Consider the following 26,766-nt stretch of genomic DNA (forward strand, 5'->3'; position numbering starts at 1 on the left):
TATTTGACGTATGATGCAAAATGGTTTATGAATCGGCTGGAGCAAGAGTATCTGCATCTGGTCAGAGGCTATGTCTTCAGCTCCTCTGGACCATGGGGAAAAGTTGGTGCCTTATCCAGCGCTCGGAAAATTTCCGGGATTTGCACCAATACCTTTTCGGTTGCGGCGATGCCGCGGCAAGAAAGCGCTTCGTGTCTTCGGATGAAACTGTTTTTGGCTATGGATAATCTGGTCTGTATATTCTGCGGCGGCAGAGCGACCATCGTGGGCCGGTGAGTGAACGCCAGGGTGATTTGCATGGACTGCAATAGGGCCACCGGATGTGACGCGTATCAGGATCAGATCGATCAATGGAAGGAGAGCTGCTGCGACCTGGAGTTCAAACCGATCACCAAAGGAGGATAGCAATGGAATACGATTATGCATTTGAAATGGCCACATCCAATCTTCGCTTCGGCCTGGGCGCCAGCCGGGAGGTGGGCATGGACCTGGACGAACTGGGCGTCAAGCGGGCCATGGTCCTTACCGACCCCAGGCTCAGAAACACGTCCGCGGTGGACAAGGTTCTGACATCCCTGAAAGACCAGCACATTGGATTTTCGGTATTTGACCAGGTGAGCGTCGAGCCCACCGACACCTCCATGAAGCAGGCCATCGAGGCTGCACGATCCGAGGCCCCGGATGCGTTCGTGGCTGTGGGCGGCGGCTCCACCATCGATACGGCCAAGGTGGCCAATCTCTATATGAGTTATCCGCCCCAGGATTTTCTTGACTATGTCAACCCGCCCATCGGCAAGGGACTCCCCGTACCGGGACCGGTCAAGCCCCTCTTTGCCATCCCCACCACAGCCGGGACAGGGAGTGAGACCACCGGCGTGGCCATTTTCGATCTGGAGGAGATGCACGCCAAGACCGGGATCGCCCATCGCCGGCTCAAACCCACGCTGGGCATTATCGATCCTGAAAACACGGCCACCCTCCCCCCCCTGGTGGCCGCCTGCACCGGACTGGATGTCCTCACCCATGCGGTGGAGTCTTATACGGCCCTTCCCTTTAACAAGCGGCCGCGGCCCGAGCATCCGATCCTGCGGCCCGCCTATCAGGGATCCAATCCGGTCAGCGATCTCTGGGCCATTCAGGCCATGAGAATGGTGGCCACATATCTGGTCCGGGAGGTTGAACATCCGGAAGACGTGGAGGCCCGGAGCATGATGGCCCTTGCCGCCTCCTTTGCCGGCGTGGGATTCGGCAACGCCGGTGTCACCCTCCCCCACGGGATGTCCTACCCGGTTTCAGGCATGGTTAAAAAATATATCGCCGAGGGCTATCCCCAGGATCACCCTCTGGTCCCCCACGGCATGGCCGTGGTCCTGAACGCCCCGGCCGCCTTCCGCTTCACCGGCCCGGCCTGTCCCGAAAGGCATCTCCAGGCGGCCGAGGCCCTGGGCGCGGACATATCGGGGGCCCGATTGGAGGATGCCGGCATTGTGGTGGCCGATCAGATCATCGAATTCATGAAACGACTCCACATACCCAACGGCCTCGCCGCCATCGGTTACACCGTGGACGATATTCCCGCACTGGTGGAGGGAACCCTCCCTCAGCACCGGGTGATCAAGTTGGCGCCCCTGCCCGTCGGCGCTGAAGACCTGGAAAAGATCTTCAAGGACGCCATGCGCTATTGGTAGCGGGCGAGAGTTCCCGGGTAGAGGGTAAGAACGAGGGTAAGTTGAGTTTCCAGCTCTTGAGTTTTCCCCTTTCTTCGATGGGCCTGCCTGCCGCGCAGCAACCAGAGCCGATAAAAAAAACCAGGCCGTTTGGCCTGGTTTTTTTATCGGTTATAAGTTGACCGGCAATCCTTTGTCCCTCAGGTACGCTTTTACCTCCCCGATGGTAAAGGTGCGAAAGTGAAACACAGAGGCGGCCAGAAGGATCTGCGCACCCCCCGAGACCACCGCCTCATAAAAGTGCGCCAAGGTCCCGGCCCCCCCTGAGGCGACCACCGGCAAATCCACGGCATCGGAAACCGCCTTTGTAAATTCCAGATCATAGCCGGCCTGGGTGCCGTCACCGTCCATGCTGGTGGGGAGGATCACGCCGGCCCCCAGTTCCTGACATCGCCTTGCCCATTCAATGGCGTCTTGCCCCACGGGGAGGGTTCCCCCGGAGACCACCAGTTCAAATCCGGAAGGCATGCCGTTGTTTCTCCTGGCGTCCACCGCCACCGTAATCCGTTCCTTGCCGAACTTATCCGCCGCCTCGGCAATCAGCTCAGGACGCCTCACCGCAGCACTGTTCATGGATACCTTGGCGGCCCCGGCCAGTAGCACGTCCTCGATGTCGCCCAGACTCCCGATCCCGCCGCCTACGGTCAACGGGATCTGTATGACGGACGAAACGTTCTTGACCCACTCCAGCCGCGTTTTCCGGTTCTCGAGGGTCGCAGCAATATCCAGCATGGCCAGTTCATCCGCCCCCTCCTGCTGATAGAATTGCGCATTCTCCACCGGATCTCCCGCGTCCTTCAGGTCCACAAAATGAATCCCCTTCACCACCCGTCCCTCTTTCATATCCAGACAGGGCATGATCTTTATCGTCTCCATTCAACCGCTCCTCCTTGTCAATGTTTTTGAAGCCCCATTGATTACACCAAATCCACATCCTTTTCAACCCAAACCCTTGCCGGACAGAAATTTGCGTTTTCATGCCCTCCGCACAAACCATCCTTGCCTAATATTATCCAATAACTCATTTTTTAATCATTTTGACCAGAATTATTTTGCCAGTTTACTTTGTGCGTTTTCTATGCTAACTTTACCGAACACAGCAGAAGTGCTTCGAATTCAATATTCCGGATCTCAACACAAACCCCGGCTGAACGGCCACGGCGCATCTTTGGTTGGCTCCAATTTTTCTCAACAGGTTGAAAAGCAAGGGCAAAAGGAGATCGGGTGATGACAGAAGAAGAATTGAAGGAAAGCGGAGAAGGCGAGGCCCTGGAAGAGGTCTGGAATGACCATCCGGTATTGAACGAAGAGGTCGACAACATCCTGCCTGAATTGAATCAATGGGATGATATGATAAGAGATCTTCTCCCGAAAGCGGATTCACATCCCAAGGAGAAACCGGTTCGTCAGGATCCGGTAGTGGACCTTGAGGCCGTAAGACCCAAACCAAAACCGCCGGTCGTCGAGATAAGGCCCCCTGATACGGAAAAAGCACGAGCCGCTATGGTTTCTGACAAGCAGTTGCTCATGCTGATACAAAAGTACAAAGAAGCGGACAAGATCTGCGAAGCGGCGCAGATGTCCCTCCAGACGCTCCAGCAGAAAGTCGCCCATCTCAGCTATCGAATCAAAAGATATATCGATGTGGAAGGACTCTACCGGGATACCGGACCCGTTAAAATGGTCCGGGAGGGGATCCTCATCCCCAAAGGCCACCTGATCGATACCGGTTTCAATGAGGGGGATCTGTTCACTGTCAATTTCAAGGACCATTCGATCATCCTCGCCCGTTATCCGAAGTAGCCGAGGCCCCTATGTTGCTGGTTGCTGGCTGCTCGTTACGGGATGTCGGCTCCTCAAGCTTTCAGCGTATCGAAGCCTGCTGTTTCATTGGATGCTGATGCCGGACATTGGGTCTCTTCAGAAGTTTCTGTACAATCCGACCAGCGCTGAAAAGACGGTAGGGAAATTATAAGGAGGGAAACACAATGCCCAAAATTGGAAGGCCTGCCATCTCCGTTTGTGCCCTGAAAAATGGCTTAAAACGGATCATTGTACTTGCCGGTTTGGCCCTCGGCCTGTCTGCCTGCGCCGCCATCCAGAACCAGAATGCCATGGACATGGAACGCCTCCTCGCCGCCTCAGGGTTCCAGATGCGTCTCGCCGACACGCCTGACAAGCTCGATCACTTGAAGACCCTGACCCAGCGAAGGCTCGTCCCCCACCAGCACGAGGGTAAGATCTATTATGTCTACGCAGACGCCGCAGCCTGTCAATGCATCTATGTGGGGAATGAAGGGGCCTATCAGCGCTATCAGAAGCTCGCCCTGCAAAAGGAGATGGCTGATGAACAGCGCATGGCAGCGGAAATGAACGCGAATGCCTCCATGAACTGGGGTCTGTGGGGTCCATGGGGCCCATGGGGGCCGGCCGGCCCGTGGGAATAGACCCCTTTGCCTCAAACTTCTACGCAAGAAGCGAAGATGCTCTGTTGGAGCTGCCCTGAACCGGACCGCCATGGCGCCCCCTTAGAGGGCCGGCCCTCCAAGGGATCTACTCCTGCGCCTGATTTTTTCATTGGCGCTTTTGATGGTTGCGCTCAGTTTATCGATATCCACCGGTTTTTGAAGATATGCGAAGGCCCCCAGGCCCATGCAGGTTTCCTTGTCTGCCTCTGAGCCATGGCCCGTGAGGATGATCACCTCAATCTCGGGGTTCGTCTGCTTCACCCTTCTCAAGACCTCAATACCGTCGATCCCGGGCATCCTGAGGTCCAGGATGATCACCTCCGGCTCGTCCGTCTTGATTAATTCCAGGGCCGATTCCCCGTCATAGGCCACGGCCGAACCCATCTCCCGCATCACCAGGCGATCGGACAAGGTCTCTACGAACTCACGTTCATCATCCACGAGGAGGACCTTTGACGGTATCTCAAAATCATGTTTCCGGTATATATCCGCCTGATAGTACCCTTTCCCCACCTGGGTGGTCACCGCCTTCACCCCAGGGACCTGATCCGCGATCTTGATGAGTTCTTCTTCGAGCCGGCTTAACATGAGAACGTGCTTATTGATCGTCAGGGTGATGTCCCCATCTTTCGCTTCCACGCCCACATTGTGTCCTTCATTGGCCAGGCTCACCTCCACATTGGCGGCCAGGAGAAAATCCTCCATCGCCTTTCTTGATTGCGGGGTGTTTTTCATTACCTCTTTCTTCATGACCTCCCGGACACGGCCGACCATAGCATCCACATCCATCTTGTCCGTGGGCAGGAGCATGTCATAGAGCGCGGCATTCCAAGGGTCATTCTCCTCCAGCAGGGCATGGACCCAGGCGGCGGCGTCTTCGTCGTGTTTCCGGATAAGCCTCGTTGCATCATGTTCGCTCAGGCCGCGATCCTGAAGGGCCCTGTCTATCCTGAAGGGGATACCCGCAATAAGGCAGATTCGAAGCACATGACCCAGCTTTTGGGGGATCAGATGAGAGATGAATCCAACGATCACCAGGTCTTTATCCGAGAGCTTCTGCGCCAGGGCTAGCTTGAGATAGGCGATTGATCGCTCCCTCTCGTGAGTGAACTTATTGAATACCGAGGTCTTCCCCGAAAACGCCCTTCCTATTTTTTGTTGGGACAGGCCTGAAAGTCGGCTCGCTTCGAGAACAATATCCGTGTCCCTGACCAGATCATAACCTGTTTCGGAAACCAGTGCGGCGACCACAGGTTCTTCGCCGCAAAAGATGCCGCTGAATATGCTGATTGCTGTCATTTCAAACCCCTTTTCTTTTCATGGTATATAGAAGCGTTGTCATCATACCCCATTGTGCCCCCAACAGCCAGTCTCCCCGTTGCCCGATGTGGAACTCACCTCGTCTCGATTCAGAAGGTATGCTCCGAACCAGACAGGTTAGTTCCCTTAAGGCGGAAAGGTCGAGGATCCGGCGTTGCCTTAACTCCTTCGATCCGTCTTATGCAGGGCGGCATACCGGAAGAAGGGGACAGAGATCTTCCTCGCCCGGTGGATGCGTCTCCTTATGAACGGCCTCAATAGCCTTTTCCATGGTCGGGTACAGATGGTCCTTCCCTATTTTTGCGGTAAAATAGGTGCGGTCCATGACACTCATGACCGACTCATTCACGCCGCTCATGGAGATATCCAGCCCCGCACTTCTGACCCTGTCCACCAGTAAGGACAATGTCTCTTCCCCTGATGCATCCATATCGTTGATGCCGTTCGCCACGATGATAATATGTTTCAAGTCCTTTTTGTTGCGCATAAATTCCGTAATTTTATCCTCAAGATAGCTGGCATTGGCAAAGAACAGGGGCCCGTCGAACCGGACCATGGAGATGTACGGACATTCCTTCAGCCCATGTGTGGTCACGCAGCGAAGCGCCTCATCCTCGTGCCGCGACAGGGAGGCGACCTTGGGCCGCATGTTCTTGTAGAGGAACACCAGTATGGAGAGCACCACACCGATCTCGATCCCCTTGTCCAGATGGGGCGCAAACGCGAGGGTGGCCACAAAGGTAATAATGGAAATGGCGCCGTCATACCACTGGGCCTTCCAGGCGTGTACAAACCCGGATACATTGATGAGGCCGATGACCGCCATCATGATCACCGCAGCCAGGACCGACTGCGGGAGGTAGTAGAGGAGGGGCGTGAAAAAGAGGAGGACGATGACCACGGTAATGCTCGTAAATACGCTGGAAAGTCCTGAAACAGCGCCGGCCTGAAGATTGACCGCGGATCTCGAAAAAGAGCCGGATGTGGGATAACTCTTGCCGATGGCGCCGCAGATATTGGCCAGCCCCTGGCCGATGAGTTCCTGATTCGGGTCCAACCGCTGACCTGTCTTGGCGGCCATGGCCTTGGCAATGGAGATGGCTTCCATGAACCCTAAGAGGGATATGATGGCCGCATACGGGAAGAGATGCAGGAGGATACCGGAATTGACCTTTGGGATGCTGAAAGACGGCAATCCGCTGGGAATCTCGCCGACCACCGCGCCGCCGCCCATAAGGATCAACTGATCCTCATCCAGCGGCGTGTTCCCTACCTTGAGGCGCCAGACACGGCCATCATGCTCGGCCCCGGCCGGGAGACGGCCCTCCGGATAAAATTTCAGAGACCCGCCCGGTTCCTGAACGCCCCTCAATATCAGACGTCTGATCTGCTCACGGTAGACATGGGCATCTTCCTTGAGGCGTTCCATATGAAACGTAAGGGTGGTTACAGCGTGTTCGGCGTCCAGGACCTGCTGAATATCATGGGCCTTCTTGGATGCTTCAATGGCTTTATTCGCCGCTGCCCGTTCCTCCGCAAGTTCAGGCAGTTTCAAGGTCACCCTGTTGAACTCGCCGATCAACTCCCTTACCTCGGGGGATACGATGCGATCAATGGGAACGGAGATATTGTGCTGATATCCGGTGGCCCAGGAAATCACGGTCGTGACGGCCACTGCGACCAGCACATTGGGAATCTTGGGTGAAATCCATTTCAGCCCGTACATGATGGCGAATGCAAAAGCCCCCATCAAAAACGTCGGCCAATGGGTGTACTGAAAGGCGGCCTCGATAACCCGCATAATGGTCTCATAATGGTGTTCAGCCTTGTCCACATAGACGCCGAACATCTTGGAAAGCTGGGAGGAGGCGATGATGATGGCTGCCGCATTGGTAAAGCCGTTTACCACCGGATGCGATAGAAAATTGACCACGAGACCCAGCCTCAAGAGACCCAGAGTGAACTGGAATACGCCCACCATGAGGGCAAGCACAATGGCGTAGGCGATATAGCCCTCGCTGCCTGCAGTGGCCAGCGGTTCAAGGGAAGCAGCGGTCATCAGGGAAACGACCGCCACAGGACCGGTGGCCAGCTGTCGGCTGGAGCCGAACAGGGATGCGATCATGGGAGGGAGGAATGCGGCATAGAGCCCGAAATAGGCAGGAAGACCGGCCAATTGTGCATAGGCCATGGACTGGGGAATGAGAACCAGCGCCACCGTGAGACCGGAGATGGCGTCGATTCTGAAACTGCTCATGTTGTAATCCTTGAACCATGAAATAAACGGGAAAATTTTAGTCAGCATTCTCATCACCTGTTGTTGAAATTCCTTGATTTCCCACCATTCTTCGGCAGACTGCGATCAACTCCTGGTAAAGCGAGCCTGCATCGTAGAGTTCATAGGTGCTGAACCTTGCCAGACCATCCACCATGGAAAAGATGATCAATGCGGCCTTCCTGGGAGGCATGACTGCCATGGATCCATCTTCCATTCCCTTGCAAATGGCCGTTTCAAAAATGTTTACAAAGCCGTTGTACACGGCCTCCAGATGCCCTTTGCAGGCGGCGTTGTCCCTCGCAAGTTCATAGGCATCATGCCGATGCAAGAGGAGGAAACGCTCTTCCATGGTCTCTGCCAGGGACAGATAACAGGAAATGCATCCTTCCAGCATTTCCATCCCGTTTTGAAAGTTCATCTTGCCCAGATAACGGTCAAACTCCGTGATGACATCTTTCCGGAACTGCTCAAGAACCGCCAGGAAGAGGTCTTCCTTGTTCTTGAAATGGTAAAAAATCGTCCCCTCCGCCGCCCCCGTGATCCGGGAGATTTCCGACATGCGGGTATTCTCGAATCCTCTCTTGGAAAAGAGGAGGGTGGCGGCACGAATAATGGCATCTTTTTTAGACATAAGATATCAACTGATCAAAAATAAACCGACTGAGCACTCAGTCTAAAGGTCTTTAATGAATTCCGGCTTCTGCGTCAAGAAAAAAACATGCCTTGAAGGAAAAAATTTCTGTATGCTTTAGAACAGTGCCGCCCCCGAACGTGAACTAAGGTCGCACAATCTCCGTCCTCCCATCTCTCTTTGGCTTGAATGAGGCAGGATTCTTGCATGGTCAATCCAATGATGATATCGACAACTAAGGTTTTGACACTGCCGGTCCGATATGATAGCAGTCATAGCCCCAGTCTACTCCTCATTAATTCATATAGCGGAACATGCCGTTTGACATCCTTCGGCAACCTTCAAGGATTTGCCACCTGTAGTGACACCAACCAACAGGGAATGAGATGATTTCAGAATATAATGAAGACCATATTGAAAAAATTATAAACGCCCTTTCGCAGGCGGCAAAAGGGGAGTATTCGGCCAGGATCGACTTTGCATCAGAGGACAGCACGCTCGGGTCCGTGGCAAAGGCTGTAAATACATTGCTTGAAAAGACCGACGAAAAACTCTCCTCAATATCCCGATTGGTCGAGGATCTCTCAGCGAACGCCAGGCGTTACCAGGTGATTGCCGAAAGAATGATCGATGTGGCGTGGATGACAGACATGGATCTGCGGACCGTCTATGTCAGCCCGTCCATCCATACGGTGCTTGGATTCAGCCAGGAAGAACGGATGGTTCAAACCATCGATGAACAACTGACCCCTGATTCATTATCCATCGGGTTGGATGCCCTGGCAAGGGAGCTTGCCCTTGAAAAGGAGGGGGCGGATCCGCAGAGGAGTGCGACCCTGGTACTTGAATATTATCATAAGGACGGCTCGACCCGTTTTATGGAGACAGTGATGGGCGGGATTCGAGATGAGCAGGGCCTTTTGACCGGAATATGTGGTGTATCCCGGGACATTACCGACCGCAAGAGGGTCGAAGAGAAGCTCAGAAAAAGCGAAGAACGATACCGAATGATCGTCGAAAACATGAATGAGATCATCTGGATCATCGGCCTGGACCTGCAGTTTACCTATGTCAGTCCGTCGAGTACGTGGGTGACGGGCTATACACCCGAAGAAGCGAGCAACACCCCCCTGGATCAATTGCTCACCCCCGAATCTTTTGCCATGGCAACCCGGAGGCTAGCGGATGAGCTGGCGCTGGAGGAAAGCGCCGCGGCTCCCGTCCCCCACAGGGCGATCACCCTGGAGATCGAGGCCATTCATAAAGAAGGAAGACCCCTCTGGCTTGAGATCACGGGCACGTTTAACCGCGACACGGATGGGAAAATCACGGAAATTCTGGTCGTCGGCAGAAACATCTCGGAACGCAAAAGGGTGGAGACAGAACTCCAGGAGAGTGAAAAACGCTATCGGATGATCGTGGAAAACATGCATGAAATTATTTGGGTGATGGATCTGAATCTTAAATACAAATATCGCAGTCCCTCCAATATTCGAATAACCGGTTACAGCCCTGAAGAGATCACCAGCATTCCGGCAAAGGATCAGATTGTTCCCGAATCCTACGCCCTGGTGCAAACAGTACTGGCGGAGGAGCTGGAAAAGGAGTTTGGGCAGGAACCTGTCGACCCCCACCGATCGAGAACGATTGAAGTGGAGGTCTATCACAAAGACGGCGGAACGGTCTGGATTGAGGTAACAGGCCTGTTTATTCGCGATGACAGCGGGAAACCCGTTGAAATCCTGCTCAGTGCCAGAGAGATTACGGAGCGCAAGAGGGCGGAGGAAGAAAAGGCCAAACTCGAAAGTCAACTGATTCAAGTACAGAAGATGGAGACCGTAGGCCGCCTGGCCGGAGGCGTTGCTCACGATTTCAACAATATGCTCGGCGTTATTCTGGGGTATGCGGACCTGGCCAAGCGGAGCCTGGCCAAAGCGCATCCCGTCTTGAGGAATCTCGTTCAAATTGAGAAAGCCGCTACCCGCTCCCGGGACATCACAGCGCAACTGCTGGCTTTCTCCCGCAAACAGATCATCAATCCCCGTGTCATCGATCTTAATGAGCTGGTGGCCCATACTCAAAAATTGCTGATCCGTCTCATCGGTGAGCATATTGAATTGAGTGTTCTTCCCGGGGAAGATCTCTGGACAATCAAATTCGATCCTTCCCAGATTGAACAAATTCTCATCAATCTGGCGGTGAATTCGCGCGATGCAATGCCCGGCGGCGGCAAACTGGTGATCGAAACCAAAAACATCATCCTGGAGGACTCCTATTGCAAAACGCACATCGGCTGCACACCCGGCCCCCATGTCCGATTATCCGTCAGCGACAACGGAGAGGGGATGGATAAAGAAATGCTGCAGCATATCTTTGAACCCTTTTTCACGACCAAAGAGGTGGGTCAAGGCACCGGTCTGGGGCTGGCCACGGTTTACGGTATTATCAAACAAAATAATTGCTCTATTAATGTCTACAGCGAACCGGGATATGGAACCACCTTTAACATCTATGTGCCGCGTGCCTCAGGGGAAAGAGAAGTCCGGGAGGTGTCCGAAGAAGACCCGACGGTTACCAATGCAGGAAAAATTCTCCTGGTGGAGGACGATCCCATGCTTCTCGACATCACTCAGGAAATGCTTGAATCTATCGGATATACCGTGATCGTTGCCGGAGCCCCCCGTGAGGCCATATCGCTTTTCGAGCAGCACGATACATCTATTGATCTCGTCATTACCGATGTGATAATGCCGTTCATGAGCGGAAAAGAATTAATAGATAAACTTAAAGAAATACGTCCGGACATTAAGGTGCTCTTCATGTCCGGGTATACGGCTGACGCCATCGCCCATCATGGTGTGTTGGAGAAAGACATGCATTTTTTGCAGAAACCCTTCAGGGTACGAGATCTGGCTCGCAAAGTGGGTGAAATTATGGCGGCGGATTAGACCGGCCCCTTTCCCCGGCCCGTGCTTACTGATATACGAATTTCCTTTTTGAGGACAGGAGGATGAGGAACCGATCGGGAGATACCTTGAAAATAATCCGCTCTAAACAACAGTAATCTCAAGCGTCCGCGGGACGCCCATCTGCCACCACTGACAGTTCCTTGACGTAGGACTCCATCTGCCCGGCCTGCTCGCTCAGTTCATGGGCCGCGGCCGCCGATTCCTCCGCGCTCGCGGCGTTCTTCTGCACCACCCCGTCCATCTCCGAGATGGCCGAATGGATCTGGTCCACTCCCTGGGCCTGCTCCCCTGAAGCGCCCGCAACGTCCTTGATCAGGACTTCCGCCTGTTCAACACTCCCGGTCAGTTCCCGAAAGGCCTCCATCGCACTCTCGAGCAACGTGTCGCCCGTTTGAACCTTCTTCACCGTCTCTTCGATGCTCGATGAAGAATCGCGGGCCGCCTCCGCCGCCTGGGTGGCCAGATTGCGCACCTGCTCGGCCACCACTGCAAAGCCCGCGCCCGCCTCACCTGCGCGGGCCGCTTCCACCGCCGCATTCAGGGCCAGAAGATTCGTCTGGAACGAGATGTCGTCAATGGTCCGAATGATGCGCGAGACCTTCTCACTCGCCTGACGGATGTCCGTCATGGACCGGCTCAACTCCCCCATGGAATGATTCGCCCTCTGTCCTGCACGCGTCGTCGCGTTCATTAGATCCACCGTCGACTGGGAATTGGTTGCGTTCTCCTTCGCCAATGTTGCAATCTCCGTCAGCGAGGCCGAGGTCTCCTCCAACCCCGCAGCCTGTTCCGCCCCCCCCTGGGCCAGCGACTGACTCGCAGAGGCCACATGGGTCGACGCATCCAGCACCTGCATCGAACTCACATTCAGGGCCTCGATCACCCTGTTCAGAGGCTTCGTTATTGAGCGCACCACGAACACCAGCGGACCGACAATCCCCAGCAGCAGGAGTGCGCACAACCCCACGACACCGGCTCGAATCATCTTCAGCATCCGGAAAGGCCCCCGTGCATCGTAGACATAGGCCATCGCACCGACCTGTTCCCCGCTGTAGCTTTTGATGGGAACCGCCGTAAGGATATAGTCTCCCATCACCTGTTCGGCCTTTCCGTTGACCTGGCTCTCCTCCAGCAGGCTCGCGCGTATCAACGGGTCGGTCACTTCCCTGCGGGTCGAATTCACAAATACAAACGCATCCCCCAAGATCGGATGGGTCTTCTGATCCTTTAACCCGGTGGCGATGGTGAGGTGCTCCTTGTTCATGTAGACGGCCAGATACTCACGGTCATCCGACACGCTGTCTTTCACCACCGGGTCGAAATCCGAAAGGGCCTCCACCGACCCCACATATGACCCGTCAACGGAATGGATCGGCGCAATGCCGCGAATCGCGAAACCGCCCCGGCCGACCTCAATCCCCTTGATCGGATCATGTTTTCCCTTGCTGATGGCCAGGATCGCTTCCCGGAATCCGCTCAAATCGTCGCTCCGATCCTGCTTCTTCTTCCACAGCCGCAGCAGACTCCGCGCCGGCGGCACGTGAAAATGCAGGCGCAGGTCATTTCCATTAAACACATCCCGGTAGCCGGTTTCGATGGAATTGAAATAGCCCCGCAGCTGCTGTCGGGCTCTCTCCAGGGACGGGTCCGACGCCTCGCCGATGTTCCCCTGGTAGGCAGTGGCATAGGCCTCCAGAACCGGATCCGTCCGGCTGAAGAGGGCGGCCTGTCCCAGCGCCGCCCCGGCGACGCGATCCAGAGCGACATCGATCTCGGCCAACTTGGCCTTGATGAGATCGTTCAGGCTCATCCGAATCGTCCTCTCGATCAACATGTTGCCGGACAGGAACAACACGATCGAAAAGAGGACCGTGACCAGCACCACCGGCGCCAGGATTCGCGTACCGAGCTTTCTTTTGTTCAACATCTTCATCCCCTCATCTTCTCCCTTGTCTTCCACGGGTTATTTTCCATGACCCGATGGTTCCCCAAGGCTCATGCTTTTAGTACCTTATTTCCAATAACCCTGTAACAAAAAACAAGAAAACCTGTTTGTATCTCAGTACGCCTTATTTTATGGACTCACACGGAGCCACCAAAGAACACAGAGAAAAGGGCATGTTCCCGTTTCTTTAGAAAAAAATCCTTTGTGTGCTTTGTGTCTCTGTGTGAGTCCCGCCTTTTATTGTGCCATATGACACACATCGAATTTCTTGTACAAGATGTGGCAGATGGCACAAAAGAGATCGCGACATATGGCATCTTTTCATTGCCATATGGCGACATCTAGGCGGGATTGGTTGCGGGTATCCGCTTTAGTTGTTCGTTTCATTGCAAGGAGATCATGCCTTTTTGGACCACTTTATCAGCAAAATGCATGCCACAAGGGCAGCCCCATTCCGGTTCTGCGTCTCTGAACAGGGGCAGGAGGCTCCCCGGCAGGGGAGAAAGGGGTTTTTCCTCACGCCGGCCGGCGGGGGAATCAGCCAAATCGTCAATCAATTGACATGACTATCTTTTGCCTGCTTCAGGCGCCCGCATCAAGGTGCGAAACTCGGACCCCTGCGCATCTTCAAAGCGGTATTGATGAACCATCCGGCTAATGAAATCGTGTTGATAGATAAGGTGCAATTCATTCCTTTTCCATGTATAAGATACAGGGATTACGATTAGGGGGCCATAAGGAGGAAAGGATATGGGCGTCATGCCTGCCAGGAAGTTGCAGCTTCCAAAGATGCGGATGGTTCGGCAGCGGTTTCGGGTCCGGCCGGCGGTAGATGTGTTAGGTGAGATAGAGCGGGAGTGGGGTCTGCTCGCAGACCGGCTCGCTCTGCCGGTTGGGGGCAGGGTGGCCGTGGGTGTGGGAAGCCGGGGGATCGCCAATCTCCCGGTGGTGGTGCGAGATGTGGTTTCGAGGCTCAAGGCGGCCGGGTGCAGGCCTTTTGTGACCCCGGCCATGGGTTCCCACGGCGGGGCAACGGCTGAAGGCCAGAAGGAAGTGCTGAGGCTGAGGGGCATAACGGAGGAGGGGGTGGGCGCCCCTGTGGAGGCCACCATGGACGTGGTTCCCATGGGCGAGGCCGACGGTATTCCGCTGTTCGTGGACCGGCTGGCCCAGGAGGCCGCAGGCATTGTCCTCATCAACCGGATCAAGCCCCACACCAATTTCATCGGCCCTACGGAAAGCGGTCTTGTTAAGATGATGGCCATCGGCATGGGGAACCAGAAGGGGGCGGAACATTACCATCGGCTCTCCCTTGTCCGGGACCAGTTCACCATCATCAGCGGGGCTGGAAAGAAATTGCTGAAGCGCTGCCGGGTCCTTTTCGGGGTAGGTCTGTTGGAGAATCAGGACCATGATACCTGCCTGCTGAAAATGGCGCCGGCCCCGCAAATCGAGGCCATGGAGACAAAACTGCTGAAACAGGCGAGAGAAAGCCTCCCCCTCCTCCCCCTGGACGAAGTCGATCTGTTGATCATTGATGAAATGGGAAAGGATATCAGCGGCGAGGGGATTGACCCCAATGTGGTGGGGCGGGATGTCTGCGCCTACGGGGCCCCAAGACCCCTTCCAAGGGTCACCCGCATCCTTGTCCGGGACCTCACGGAAGGGACGGAAGGAAGCGCACTCGGCATTGGCCAGGCTGATTTCACCACCCGAAGGCTGGTGGCCAAGATGGACGTTGCGGCCACGGCCATCAACTGCCTGACTGCCTGCTGCCCAGAAGCAGGCAAAATTCCGCTCACCTATGAAAACGACCGGGATGCGATCGCGGCCGCCCTCATGACCTTGAGGCCTTATTCCCTGGATGATCTTCGCATGGTCCATATCCGGAACACCCTGGAACTGACCAGACTGCTCGTATCCCAAGGCTGCCTTTCCGAACTGGAGGGAAGAGAAGGTATTCTAATCGCAGACGATCCCATAGACCTCTCCTTCGATGCCTCGGGCAACCTGATCTCCCTGATGGCCTAAGTTGAAAAGCGGGGGTTCGGAGTGCCAGTCAACGAGACCATCGTCTGGATCTTTTAGTGGATATGATGATTATGGGATTCGAAGAACAGGGAAAACAGATCGAAAAGAATCTGAAAGGAAAACCAACCGATGGATGAAAAGATAAAAGACGCCATCAAGGCCATCGTGGGCAAAGAGAACTTTACGGACAGCCTCATCGACCGGATTGCCTTTGCCAAGGATGCCTCTGAGTTCAAACACCGGCCGGATGCCGCTGTCTGGCCCTTGACGAGGGAGCACGTGGCGGCCATTCTTGGTCTGGCCAATGAGGAGCGAATCCCGGTAATCGCCCGGGGGGCCGGCACCTCGCTCTCTAAGGGGGGGCCTGATCATGGATATGGGCCGGATGGACAAGATCCTCGAGATCAACATCGAGGACCGCCTCGTGGTGGTCCAGCCCGGCGTGGTCTATGCGGATCTGGACAGGAAGCTGGCTCCCCACGGGTTCTTCTTCCCCCCGGACCCGGCCAGCGGCAGCGTGTGTACCCTGGGCGGCAACGTGGCCACCAACGCAGGCGGGATCAAGGGGGCCAAGTACGGGACCACCAAGGACTATGTCCTGGCCCTGGAGGTGGCCCTGGCAGACGGAAGTTTCATGCGCACCGGGTCCCGATGCATGAAGACCTCTTCGGGCTACGACATGACCAAGCTCTTTGTGGGTTCTGAGGGGACCCTGGGGGTCATTACCGAGATCACCCTCAAAATAAATCCCAAACCGCCCATGCTCTCCACGGCCATGGCCATGTTCGACGATCTGGAGGATGCGGGCAGGGCCATCAGCCAGATCATGCACTCGGGCATCCTCCCCTGCGCCCTGGAGATCGTGGACCAGCAGACCCTCAAGGCCATCAACCAGAACACCACCCTCAATCTGCCTGAGGTGGAGGCCATCCTGGTGGCCGAGACAGACGGCTACACCCGGGAAGAGACGGAATATCAGATCAACAGGGTGGTGGAGATCTTTGAACGCAATCGGGCGTTTATGGTGAGGCGGGCCGACAACCGGGAGGAGGCCGAGGCCCTCTGGACCGCGCGCAAGACCGCCTACGGGGTCATGGCCCGGATCAACAACAACCTCTTTGTGGAAGACCTGGCCGTACCCATGTCCAAGGTGCCCGAGATGCTTCGGGCCATATCGGATCTCGCCAAGAAGCACCATCTCATCATCCCCACGGTGGGTCATGCGGGCGATGGGAACCTCCACCCGGTCATCAGTTTCGACGGGACCCAGCAGGAAGAGATACATCGCGTGGAAGCGGCGTCCGGCGAACTCTTTGAAAAGGTCATCCAGTTGGGCGGCACGCTCACCGGCGAGCATGGGATCGGGCTGGCCAAGGCCCGGTTCATGGGGATGGAGCACGACGCCCGGAGCATGGAATATATGAGGGGCATCAAACGCCTTTTCGACCCCAACAACATCCTCAACCCCGGCAAGATGGCCCTGGAGGCGGTATAGTATGGATACGATATACGAATTTGAAGAGAAGTTTCGGGACCAGGTGCTGAGGTGCTCCAGTTGCGGGTTTTGCAGGGCCGTCTGCCCGGTCTTCGGGCTAACGAAACGGCCCGCCTTCAATGCCAGGGGCAAGATGCTGGTGCTCAAAGAGGTCATGGACGGCAACATCCCCCTGAGCGACGAATTGATCGAGACCCTGTTTCAGTGCACCACCTGTGCAAGCTGCGCCAAGAACTGCCCATCGGGGGTCAACGTGCCCGAGATCATCAAGAGCGTCCGAAAGGATATGGTCAAAATGGGCTCCTGCCATCCGGCCTTTGTGGGGATGAACAAGGTGCTCCGGAACAGCCCCAATATCTACGGGGAAGAAGAGCCCCCGGATTTTGGACGGGAGCGCAACCGGAAGGCGCCCTGTGTGTTCTTTGTGGGATGCGTGGGGTCCTACCGGGAAGAGGAGGCGACGGAAGAGATCCTCGCCCTTTTGGATCACCTGCAGGTGGACTATACCCTCATTGATGAGGCCTGCTGCTCAGGCGTCCTGGAAGATCTGGGCCATGCCATTCAGGAGGGTCACGTGAAAACCAACATGGACCGCATTCTCGCCACGGGCTGCAAAACCGTCATCACGGGCTGTCCCTACTGCTTCCGGACCTTCAACGATAAGCCCCAGTACGCGGAACTGAAGGAGGAGGGGATTGAAGTGGTCCACATCTCCCAATTTCTCAGCCAGTATGACCCAGGGGTCACCACCGGCAAGAAGGTCACCTACCACGACCCCTGCGACCTGGGAAGACATGCGGGCATCTACGACGCGCCGCGAAAGACCATTCAGAGAATAGCGCCCAACTTTGTGGAACTCCCCAACAACCGGGTGAACGCCCTCTGCTGCGGGGCCGGAGGGGGGATACGGGGGGCCTACCCGGCCAATTCCATTGCCATGGCCCGGCGAAGGCTGGAGGAGGTGGATGCGGTGGGGGCCGAGATCCTCCTCACCGAATGCAACTCCTGCGTCCACAATCTCAGCAATGCCAAACTCAGGAGTCAAAAATTCAAGGTCTACACCACCCCCCAGTTCATCCACCGGCTCCTGCTGGGCAAGGAATGAATAAACCGGGTGAATGTCGGCCTTGATCATCGTTCCGGCCGGAAGCCGGTCCGGGGCACTTGACAAATCACCTGACACTTATGATCCCGGATCCCACCACTCCAGCCTTTCCACATGCCGCTTGTAGAGGCCTGATCGAACCCTGCGGGCAGGCTCCGCTTTCCTTTCAGCCGGGAGGTCGATTTCCTGGGAGGATGGAGAGAGGAGGAAGTCCAGAAGCCGGGCGCTCCTTTTTGCGGCGCGGGCCTGTGCAGGGGCAGTCAACCGGTCGGGGATCATCGTCTCCAGGAACAGCTCAGCCCTCCCATCTCTTGCAGACACGGCGAACTCTACAAAACGGGATTTAAAGGAACTCTCCACCCTTTTTACGGCAGATACAATGAACTCGGTGAAGCTCTCCATACCGTCGGATGTGTTCAGGGCCTGGCCCTGGCTATCCATCATCCGTCGATAGGCCCGGAATAATTGGGCGATCTTTTCCCGCTCCTGTTCGATGCCGGCCGTATCGAAGCGAATCCGGTACCCCTCCGCCTGAATCCCTGACCCGATGGAAAGATCCCCATCCGCCTCTTCTTGGCTCCCAGCAACACCGTCCCTGGCCCTCTCTTGAACGGCCAGGGAGATCTCATCTACGGCAGCCGCCTCCCCTTCGGCCAGGGCAACGATCTCTTCGGGCGTTCGCCGGAAATCCGCGTCCATCTGCTGAAAGGGGATCACCCGGTTCACCTCTTCGAACGAGGTGATCCCCTTCACGATTTTGTAGAAGGCATCCTCCCGCATGGTAACCAGATCTGCTTCTCTTCGGGCGATCCGGCGGATTTCTCCGGAAGTCTTGCGGCCCAAAATGGCATCCCGAACCGCATCGTTCACGCACAGGAGTTCATGAACCCCGGTGCGGCCCCGGTATCCGGTATTGCCACAATGGGGGCATCCCACCGCCCTGTAGAAGCAGTATGCATCCGCCTTTTCGACCCGCACGCCAAGGGCCTCCAGCTGGAACGAATCGGGCGAATAGGCCTCCTTGCACTTGGGGCAGAGAACCCGGAGGAGCCGCTGGGCCAGCACTGAGATCACGGTGGAGGAGATGAGAAAGGTGTCTATGCCCATGTCCATGAGCCGCAGCAGCGCGCCGGTCGTATCCTCCGTATGAAAGGTGGTGAGTACCTTGTGCCCGGTGAGGGCCGCCTGGATCACCCCTTCCGCAGCCGTGGGGTCACGGATTTCGCCCACCATGATCACGTCCGGGTCCTGGCGCATCATGGATTTGATGAAATCCACATAGGTATGTCCCAACTTGGGGTTGAGCTGCCCCTGGACAACGCCGTCAATCACATATTCGACCGGGTCTTCCACCGTGATGATGGAGGTCTGGCCATCGTTTAAATGATTGATGGACGCATACAGGGTAGTGGTCTTCCCACTCCCCGTCGGCCCGGTCACCAGAACCACCCCGGTGGGATACTCCAGCAACTGCATATACTTGATCTTGTTCTGGGGGGTGATCCCCAATCGGTCGATGTCAATCAGCTCGCTCTTGCGATACAGAATACGGATAACAATGTTTTCGCCGAAGGCCGACGCATAGACCGATACCCGGAGGTCCACCTCCTTGTCCATAATCTGGGCCCGGATTCGACCATCCTGATGCTTCCTTTTCTCGGCGATGTCCAGCTGACACAGAACCTTGATCCGGGAACTGAGTCCGAGCGCCAGGGATGGGGGCAAATCCGTCTTGCGCCGGAGAATCCCGTCTACGCGGTAGCGGACCCGGATGCTCTCTTCCTTGGGCTCGATGTGAATATCGCTGGCCCCTTCAAGGATGGCATTGGTGATGATGTAATCCACCACCCCTACAACGGTGTCCCCCTCCTCCAGGGAGAGGTCCCGATCCCCGATGATGAGGTCCTTTTTCCTTGCCTCCGGATGTTTCTCCCCCAGGGTAGCCCTTCGAAAATGCTGCTTGATGGCCTTCCGAATATCCGTGGAAGAAGCGATGGCAGGGCGGATGGTACAGCGAAAAAATCGGCTCATGTCCCGCACCAGGTGCTTGTCCAGGGGATTGCTCATGATTACCGTGAGAATGTCCCCCTCCTGAAACGCAGGAATGATCTCATTCCTGTTAAGGAACTGCTCGCTGATCCCCTTGAGCAGTTTCTTGTCAATAAGGTGGAAGTCCGGGACCATATTGAGGATGCCCAATTGGAGGGAGAGGGAATCCACCAGGACCGACTCCTTGAGAAATCCCTTCTTGACCAGAATTTCCCCCAGCTTTCCGCCGATCTTTTTCTGTTGACCCAGGGCTTCTGTCAATTGATCTTGGGTAATTACCCCCTGGTTGATAAGGAGTTCCCCTAAGGGGATGCGCTTCTGATGTTTGTTGAGGAGCCGGTTGAGATGATTCCGGGTGATGAATTTTTGTTCCACCAGGATCTCGCCGATGGGACGATAGAGCTTCTGTGCCCCCTGGAAAGTGAGGGCCCGCTCCAACTGCGCCGCGGTGATGGCCCCTTCCAGGACCAGGAGATCACCGATTCGGATGGGGGTTTCAGACGGGCTCATCCGATCTCTCCTGCAGGATTTCGCTCGCTCAAGGAGGGATCCCCGTTAAGTGCGGGGGATTTTCCCGGCATGCCCTCATTGAGGAACGCCTCCGGGGTCGGGTGCCGGTCCGGATCGAATTCACTGACCCCCATGGAAATGACCAGCGGTCCAAGGCCCGGGCAGACTTCCGCCACATCCTCAACGATCTTGGCCTTGACCCTGGCAGCCGGGATAGCGGCATTTTCCCGGGAGGTGTAGGTCAGGAGAAAGACAAAATCGGCCTGGCTGAGGCGGGCGATGATATCGGACTTTCTCATGGATTGAAGGATGGCGCCATGGATGCTTTCCAGAAGTCCCGGCCGGTCTTCGGGGCTCAGCCCGGCAATCAGGTCCCCAAAATTGGATATAAAGAGGGTGAACAGGGTGACGGGAAAGTGATTTCTTCGCGCATTGGCCAGTTCTCTGCCCAGGACCTCCTTGAAAAACATCATGGAGTAGCCCCTGGTGGTCTCATCGATAACAGACAGTTCCTGGGTCGTGATCGAAAGAATCTTTTTTTCCATCACGCTGTGCGCTGTTTCCAATGCAAGATGAAGCACATCCTGTTCTTCCCTTGGCAGGGTCTCCGGGTTCAGATTTTCAAAGGCCAGGACCGAACGCACCGGTCCCCGGGTCCGGGTGTGCAAAAAGACATCTCCGGAATTGGATCCAAGAGCCTCCCCCGGGGCAGGATCGATAAACACCGTGGTGACATTGTCCGGTTTGAGAAAACACCCGTGCCGGTCTCGCAGATGGTCTCTAATGAGGGATTGGATCCTTTCAGGCAGACTCGATCCATGGTCCCCCCCCGGGCGCATGTACAGTTCGGTATGCTTTTCAAACATCAGCAGTGCTGCGCCATAGGAAAAGGGAAACAGGGAGTGGATGATGGCCAACAAGGAAGCAATCAGCTCCTTGGAAGAGCCGGACCGATCCTCTATTCGATTTATCTCGTTCAGGACGCTCGACATGAGCAGGTCATGCTCCAGAAGGTGGGTCGCCAGGCTGATGATGTCCCGGTCTTCCAATCCCGAGACGAGGCTTACCCGAGGGAGGAGCCTGCGACGGGGGGTTCCCCGGTGCAACGCCCCCTCAATGGCGGTCTCCAGTTCACTCTCCTCCGCAGGCAGGCGCAGGTATCCATCAGCCTGACAGACCCTGCTCCAGTAACGGTCCAGGGGAGTTGCGGAGGTCCCCAGGTGGAGAATGGGGATGTCACGGGTCAGGGCGTCATGCTTGAGTACGCGGGAGCATTGGTAGCCGTTCATGCAGGGAAGATCTGCGTCCAGAATGATCAGGTCCGGTCCTTTGGAGAAACAGATACGGATTGCCTCCAGGCCGTCGCTGCAGGGAAAAAGGATGGCGTTCCGTTTTTCCAGAATCCTCTTCACCGATCCATCCGAGGTCTCCGGATTCTCCCCCAACACCACCTTGATTCTTTGATCATTCATTTCTTTCCTTCAACTGTCCCCGGCGGGCATGTCCTTTTCAATGATTTCACGGCCGCTGAAGAGAGGTACGATGTTCCCTGCCCATCCGGTGGAAGAGGGAGTTCGGTCTCCAGCGATACGAAATGACCCCATGTTGTTTATCGGGTGCTTTCGCACAATTCCTTAATTTTTTGTGACACTTTAGCCTTGTGATAAACCATGTGCTATGTATCGGGTTCGGCAGGAGGCCTTTCGTCATCCCTTTTAGAAGGCCAAGAGTGCTGATTCTTTTTATTCGTTTTCTCTTTAACAGGAAAATGTCTGATTTTCAAGTAAGATGGTATGCGTTTCAGGTTATTCGGGTTTTCCACTTCAGATCCATGAATCCCGGTCCCAAGCCGGCCGGGCGGGAGATGGTGAATTTTCTTTGACCCGCAACTCCCATCTCTTCTATACTCCCCCATGAAAAAACCACGTCTGCGCTCATGCAAGGGCAGACAACCACATCGGATGTAACATCCCGTGCTGAACCCGGTTGAGGAGACAGACGCGGAAGGGAGGGATCATGTATCGATGGGTGGTGTGCGTCATGGTGTTGTGTCTGGGATTCGGGATCCAGTGCCGGTCGGCTGTCTCTTCTGAAATGGATCGTTTCCCGCTGAAACATCCTCCGGCTGAGACCCCGCTCATCCTGAAGACCGCGGCCGGGGCGGTCCGGGCCCAACTCCAGGCCCTGGATCAGGATTTGGCCGAGGCGGCCCGAAGGCTTTCTACAATGAACCTGAAGGGTGATGCGGCACGGGACGTCATCAGACGACTCCAGGCCCGGAGCGCCGATATCGTGATCGACGCCTGTACCGTCAGCCCTCAGGGCATAATGCTCCTCGTGGAACCCGCGCCTTTCCGCTCTTTTGAGGGGACGGATATCAGCGGCCAGGAACAGGTTCGAAAGCTTCTCAGCACAAGAAAACCGGTGATGAGTCATATATTTCGCACAGTGGAGGGGGTGGCGGCGGTGGATATGGAGCATCCGGTTTTCGGATCGGATGGAAAATTCCTCGGTTCGGTGAGCGCCATCTTCCAGCCGTGGGTCCTGATCGGGAAGTCTGTGCAGGATCTCCTGGCAGGCATTCCGGTGGAAATCTGGGCCATGCAGCCCGACGGGAGGATCCTCTATGATGCCGACCGCCATGAGGTGGGCCGGATGCTCTTCTCCCATCCGGACTATGAATCCTTTCCACAACTCCTGCAGCTGGGGAGGCGGATCGCAGCCCAACCAAAGGGACGGGGATCCTATTCCTATTTCCAGGCCGGAACCCGCCACGAGGTCCGCAAAGACACCTGGTGGGTCAGCGTCACGCGCCACGGCATGGCCTGGCGTTTGGTGAGCGTCCACCCGTCAGATACCGCCGGCATAGCGTCATCTGCCGGCGCCGCGACCTTTTCCCGGGATACGCTTCGTGCCCTCGCCCGCGAACCCGCACTGATCCAGGCCCTTGCCCGAGGAAATCAGGAAAGCGCCTTGCTATGGTTTCAACAGGCGGCGACAACCCGCACGGGCGTCTACAACCTCTCCTTTATAGATGCAAATGCCGTCAGCCGCTTTGGGTATCCCAGGGATAACAGCCTCTCGGATGTTGACCTCCGTGAACAGGCGGATGCCGTGTCCGCGGCGATCGTCAAGGCCATTGAGAATGAAACTGAACTTGTGTATTCAGGTCCCCTGATCGAAGGGGGTCAGGCCCGTTTTTTTCTGACGCCGGTCCTGGACAGCCGGAAATATCTGGGCGCTCTCCTCTGGATTCAGAAGGAGTAGCGGTCTTATCCTGGATTGGAACAGGACGCGGATCGTCCCCCAGATGCATTCAGGTTATGTTAATGAGGCGAATCCGGCGTGTCTCATTTCTCGATGCCGACCCTTGCCTCAACGCCCTGCCGGTAGTAATGTTTTACTTCCACCATCTCCGTTACCAAGTCGGCCGCCGCTATGACCCGGGGATCGGCCTCCCTGCCGGTCAACACGAGTTCCACATGGTCGGGCTTTGCCTCTATGAAGTCCAGCAACTCTTCCACGGAAAAGAGCTGGTAATAGGTGGCGATATTGGCCTCGTCCAGGATGATGATATCGTACCGGCCGCTTAACATGATCTCCCGGATCTCTTTCAACCCTTCCCGTGCCGCTCGCATATCCGCGTCATCGGGTTTTCTGTTGAGAAAATCTCCCCGTCCGTACTGCCTCAGCGTGACGGCATCCCCCAATTTCTCCACGGCCTTGATTTCGCTGTACTTCGAGTGTTTCACAAACTGACCGATGAAGACCCTGAGTCCCGCCCCTACCGCGCGCAGGACCAGCCCGAAGGCCGCCGTGGTCTTTCCCTTGCCGTTGCCTGTATAGACTTGAACGTATCCTTTCATTCACTCCCTCATCGTGCAACCCGCGGGAAAACCGCGTTCAAAAGGGTTAAGATCCGAACGCCCTTCCCCCTTTAATTCAGGGAGGTGAACTTCTCCAGGTTTTTCAAGACATGGGAACGCCTTCCTGTGCTTCCGCTTTCCCTGCTGAGGGCCAGCCCCGCCGCGTTCTTCCTGAGCCACCAATGATACTGCCTTTGAAGGCCTGGGTCATGAAAAAGAACGATCTCTCCCAAGTATCTCAATTCTTCTATGATGCGCCAATAAAACTGCATGATGTTTCCCCCCGGATTTGAATTCTGATCAAAACTCGTACACAACCTGAAAAAACACGGACCGCCCGGCCCCTGGAAAGGCCGCCGTACTGGTTTGTCCGCTCATCTGGTCGGTAAAGGATCCGAAATAGGTATCATATGAGGTGTTGAACAGGTTGTTTCCCTGTAAAGACAGAAGCCAGTGGTCATAAATGCGCTGCTCAAGTCTCAGGTCCATGGTAACATAGGAATCAAGGACATTGGAAGGATCGGTCCGGGTCTCGTCCGAACCATAATATACCCGGTCCCCCACGTACCGGACGATCGCCGTGGCGGTCAGCCCGAAAGGCGCCCAATAGGTGAGATCCCCACGGAACAGGTCCTTCGGGGTGTAGGTGGCGCGACGGGTCACATATGGGTTTTCCTCTTCAGCGTCCGTATAGGTATAATCCAGTGCAAGGGTCAGGTCGTAGAAGGGACCCATCCTTACGCCCACTTCCCACCCCTGGGCCTTGGCCTTATCCAGGTTCTGCGGTTTCCAGACCCAATTGCTGTCGGGCCCCCAGAGGATCTTGTCTTTGAGGTCCCAGTTGAAATAGGTCAGGGACAGAAATACCTTGTTCTCAAAGAGCGCCTGTTCAATCCCCGCATCCAGATGCCAGCCTATTTCGGGCTTAAGATCGGGATTCCCGCTGGTATAAGGATCCGCCGGCCAGTAAAGATCGTTGGGCGTGGGCGCCAGAAAGTGCTTCCCGTAATTGAATTTGAGGGCCGTGTTCTGGAGCGGGTTCACGATCAGGCCGAAACGGGGAAGGTCTTCTGTTCCAAAGACCGAGTGATCCTCATGCCGTATGCTTGCCAACCCCTTGACATATTGACTGGGCCGGTATTGCCCTTCCATATAGGTCCCTGTCGTGTGCAGGGTGGCGTCGGTATTTGCCGTGGAGCCCGGCGTATCGGCGCCGAAAGCATCCAGGCCGGTGTTCTTGTTCTCCCAGTCATAGTGCTTGTATTCCACCCCCATAAGGAGATTGGCGCCTGAAAAGGGCCTCAGGTTCACATCACCCTCAAGCCCCAAGACCTTGTTGGTCACCCAGGTCCTGGCGCCTCCCGCCGTGCCCCAGGAGATATACCGGGTATAGTCATAGGATCCCATATAGGTGTAATCTCCCCGGAACTTGAGATCCACCCAGTCCGCCGGGCGGCTGTGGATATTGAGTACCGCATGGGCATCGTTGTCCCTCCCCCTGTCCAACAGGCTTGCAGACTCGCTGTTGTACAGCTCCGTCCCGTTAAGAAAAAAACTCGATGTCCCGGCGGGCGGCTGAACGCCCGGCCGGCCGAAATCCCGATATATATAGTCGCCGTAGAGACTGACATCCAGGAGGTCCCCTTTGTCCAATACCAGATTGATGGATGCATCGTTGTGGCTTATTTCGCTGTTGGAACGAAATCCATCGGTCTTATACCGGTTGGCCGTCACGTAGTATCCGAAATCGCCCAGCGCAAACATCCCCTGCTCCGCGGCAATCCCATAGCTGCCCTGGGAACCGTAGCCGGCGCTGGCCTTGAGGTCTGTTTCTTCCCGCTTGGGTCGTTTGGTGATGATGTTAATGGTCCCGGCCATGGCGCCTGAGCCATACAGAACCGATCCCGAACCCTTGACCACCTCGATCCGTTCAATGCTGTTCAGCGGGATCTTGCTTACATCCGCAGGGCCGAGAGAAGGGGAATTGACGGTGACGCCGTTGACGCGGACCTGCGTAGCGTTGCCCGCCATGCCCCTTATGTGAATTTGTCCGGCAGCTCCCCCATAATCTCCATAGGTCCGCCAGTCAATGCCCGGCTCGTTGGCCAGGAGTTCGCCAAGGGTCTTTGCCGGAGACTCCTCGATCTGCAATTCGTCTATGATGATCACCGCGTTCGGAACATCTTTCCGCTTCTCCGGGGTCTTTGTGGCTGAAACCACAACTTCTTCAAGCGTTTCCATCGGTACATCGCTTTTTTGACCGTTCTCGGCCATGCAGAATGCAGGGAACACCGTCAAGGTCATCAGACTTGAAATCACTAAAAACGCTCTTTTCATGTCAAATCCTCCTTTTTCCTCCCATACGGTTGGGT

19 protein-coding genes are annotated in these 26,766 nt (G+C 55.9%); 9 read left to right on the plus strand and 10 right to left on the minus strand.

Going from position 1 to position 26,766, the window contains the following annotated elements:
* Both K9N21_19055 and K9N21_19060 read left to right on the plus strand, forming a co-directional pair.
* Nucleotides 1-276, plus strand: a 276-nt coding sequence (locus tag K9N21_19055) for a hypothetical protein (GenBank protein MCF8146012.1), incomplete at its 5' end; no start/stop codon positions are given.
* A gap of 131 nt (nucleotides 277-407) precedes the next feature.
* The gene (locus K9N21_19060; GenBank protein ID MCF8146013.1) at nucleotides 408-1,688 is read left to right on the plus strand and encodes an iron-containing alcohol dehydrogenase; all 1,281 of its coding nucleotides are present in this window, start codon (nucleotides 408-410) and stop codon (nucleotides 1,686-1,688) included.
* Between the two features lie 150 nt (nucleotides 1,689-1,838).
* Here K9N21_19060 and hisF read toward each other — a convergent pair whose 3' ends face one another.
* The gene (gene hisF, locus K9N21_19065) at nucleotides 1,839-2,603 is read right to left on the minus strand and encodes an imidazole glycerol phosphate synthase subunit HisF (protein MCF8146014.1); all 765 of its coding nucleotides are present in this window, start codon (nucleotides 2,601-2,603) and stop codon (nucleotides 1,839-1,841) included.
* Between the two features lie 351 nt (nucleotides 2,604-2,954).
* Between hisF and K9N21_19070 the strand changes: the two genes are divergently transcribed.
* Together K9N21_19070 and K9N21_19075 are read left to right on the plus strand one after the other, a co-directional pair.
* Nucleotides 2,955-3,530, plus strand: coding sequence for a hypothetical protein (locus tag K9N21_19070; protein MCF8146015.1), 576 nt, complete (start codon nucleotides 2,955-2,957; stop codon nucleotides 3,528-3,530).
* A 185-nt stretch (nucleotides 3,531-3,715) separates the two neighbouring features.
* Nucleotides 3,716-4,174: a hypothetical protein gene (locus K9N21_19075; protein ID MCF8146016.1), complete on the plus strand. Its 459-nt coding sequence runs from the start codon at nucleotides 3,716-3,718 to the stop codon at nucleotides 4,172-4,174.
* Nucleotides 4,175-4,255: 81 nt separating this feature from the next.
* Here the strand turns inward: K9N21_19075 and K9N21_19080 are convergent, their stop codons facing one another.
* From K9N21_19080 to K9N21_19090, 3 genes are all read right to left on the minus strand, one after another.
* Nucleotides 4,256-5,494: a response regulator gene (locus tag K9N21_19080; protein MCF8146017.1), complete on the minus strand. Its 1,239-nt coding sequence runs from the start codon at nucleotides 5,492-5,494 to the stop codon at nucleotides 4,256-4,258.
* Between the two features lie 199 nt (nucleotides 5,495-5,693).
* On the minus strand, nucleotides 5,694-7,820 hold the full coding sequence (locus K9N21_19085) for a SulP family inorganic anion transporter (protein ID MCF8146018.1): 2,127 nt from the start codon (nucleotides 7,818-7,820) through the stop codon (nucleotides 5,694-5,696).
* Complete coding sequence (locus K9N21_19090; GenBank protein ID MCF8146019.1) at nucleotides 7,810-8,424, minus strand: TetR/AcrR family transcriptional regulator; 615 nt, start codon at nucleotides 8,422-8,424, stop codon at nucleotides 7,810-7,812. The genes K9N21_19085 and K9N21_19090 overlap by 11 nt, the downstream gene beginning before the upstream one ends.
* 386 nt (nucleotides 8,425-8,810) lie before the next feature.
* On the opposite strand from K9N21_19090, the gene K9N21_19095 reads away from it, so the two are divergent.
* A complete protein-coding gene (locus tag K9N21_19095; protein ID MCF8146020.1) occupies nucleotides 8,811-11,372 on the plus strand; it encodes a PAS domain S-box protein in 2,562 nt (853 codons plus the stop codon).
* 118 nt (nucleotides 11,373-11,490) lie between these two features.
* Here the strand turns inward: K9N21_19095 and K9N21_19100 are convergent, their stop codons facing one another.
* Nucleotides 11,491-13,320, minus strand: a complete 1,830-nt coding sequence (locus tag K9N21_19100) for a methyl-accepting chemotaxis protein (protein ID MCF8146021.1) — start codon at nucleotides 13,318-13,320, stop codon at nucleotides 11,491-11,493.
* 768 nt (nucleotides 13,321-14,088) lie between these two features.
* Here K9N21_19100 and K9N21_19105 point away from each other — a divergent pair.
* The 3 genes from K9N21_19105 to K9N21_19115 all read left to right on the plus strand — a co-directional run bounded on the left by K9N21_19105 (nucleotide 14,089) and on the right by K9N21_19115 (nucleotide 17,969).
* Nucleotides 14,089-15,369 (plus strand): lactate racemase domain-containing protein, encoded by a 1,281-nt coding sequence (locus tag K9N21_19105; protein ID MCF8146022.1) that lies wholly within the window; start codon nucleotides 14,089-14,091, stop codon nucleotides 15,367-15,369.
* A gap of 370 nt (nucleotides 15,370-15,739) precedes the next feature.
* Nucleotides 15,740-16,864, plus strand: a complete 1,125-nt coding sequence (locus K9N21_19110) for an FAD-binding protein (GenBank protein MCF8146023.1) — start codon at nucleotides 15,740-15,742, stop codon at nucleotides 16,862-16,864.
* Nucleotide 16,865: 1 nt separating this feature from the next.
* Nucleotides 16,866-17,969, plus strand: a complete 1,104-nt coding sequence (locus K9N21_19115) for a (Fe-S)-binding protein (protein MCF8146024.1) — start codon at nucleotides 16,866-16,868, stop codon at nucleotides 17,967-17,969.
* A gap of 78 nt (nucleotides 17,970-18,047) precedes the next feature.
* Here K9N21_19115 and tadA read toward each other — a convergent pair whose 3' ends face one another.
* Both tadA and K9N21_19125 read right to left on the minus strand, forming a co-directional pair.
* Nucleotides 18,048-20,528, minus strand: a complete 2,481-nt coding sequence (gene tadA / locus K9N21_19120; protein ID MCF8146025.1) for a Flp pilus assembly complex ATPase component TadA — start codon at nucleotides 20,526-20,528, stop codon at nucleotides 18,048-18,050.
* Entirely contained in the window at nucleotides 20,525-22,000 is a 1,476-nt protein-coding gene (locus tag K9N21_19125) for a diguanylate cyclase (GenBank protein MCF8146026.1), read from the minus strand. Before K9N21_19125 ends, tadA begins: the two co-directional genes overlap by 4 nt.
* Before the next feature lie 544 nt (nucleotides 22,001-22,544).
* On the opposite strand from K9N21_19125, the gene K9N21_19130 reads away from it, so the two are divergent.
* The gene (locus K9N21_19130) at nucleotides 22,545-23,795 is read left to right on the plus strand and encodes a hypothetical protein (protein MCF8146027.1); all 1,251 of its coding nucleotides are present in this window, start codon (nucleotides 22,545-22,547) and stop codon (nucleotides 23,793-23,795) included.
* A gap of 83 nt (nucleotides 23,796-23,878) precedes the next feature.
* Here K9N21_19130 and cobO read toward each other — a convergent pair whose 3' ends face one another.
* The 3 genes from cobO to K9N21_19145 form a co-directional block, all read right to left on the minus strand.
* A complete protein-coding gene (gene cobO, locus K9N21_19135; protein MCF8146028.1) occupies nucleotides 23,879-24,394 on the minus strand; it encodes a cob(I)yrinic acid a,c-diamide adenosyltransferase in 516 nt (171 codons plus the stop codon).
* A 71-nt stretch (nucleotides 24,395-24,465) separates the two neighbouring features.
* Nucleotides 24,466-24,666 carry a hypothetical protein gene (locus K9N21_19140; GenBank protein ID MCF8146029.1) on the minus strand — a complete coding sequence of 67 codons (201 nt, stop codon included), beginning with the start codon at nucleotides 24,664-24,666 and terminating at the stop codon, nucleotides 24,466-24,468.
* Between the two features lie 28 nt (nucleotides 24,667-24,694).
* The gene (locus K9N21_19145) at nucleotides 24,695-26,731 is read right to left on the minus strand and encodes a TonB-dependent receptor (GenBank protein MCF8146030.1); all 2,037 of its coding nucleotides are present in this window, start codon (nucleotides 26,729-26,731) and stop codon (nucleotides 24,695-24,697) included.
* Between the last annotated feature and the right edge of the window lie 35 nt (nucleotides 26,732-26,766).

This window comes from Deltaproteobacteria bacterium, from assembly GCA_021737785.1.
Lineage (GTDB): Bacteria > Desulfobacterota > DSM-4660 > Desulfatiglandales > Desulfatiglandaceae > AUK324.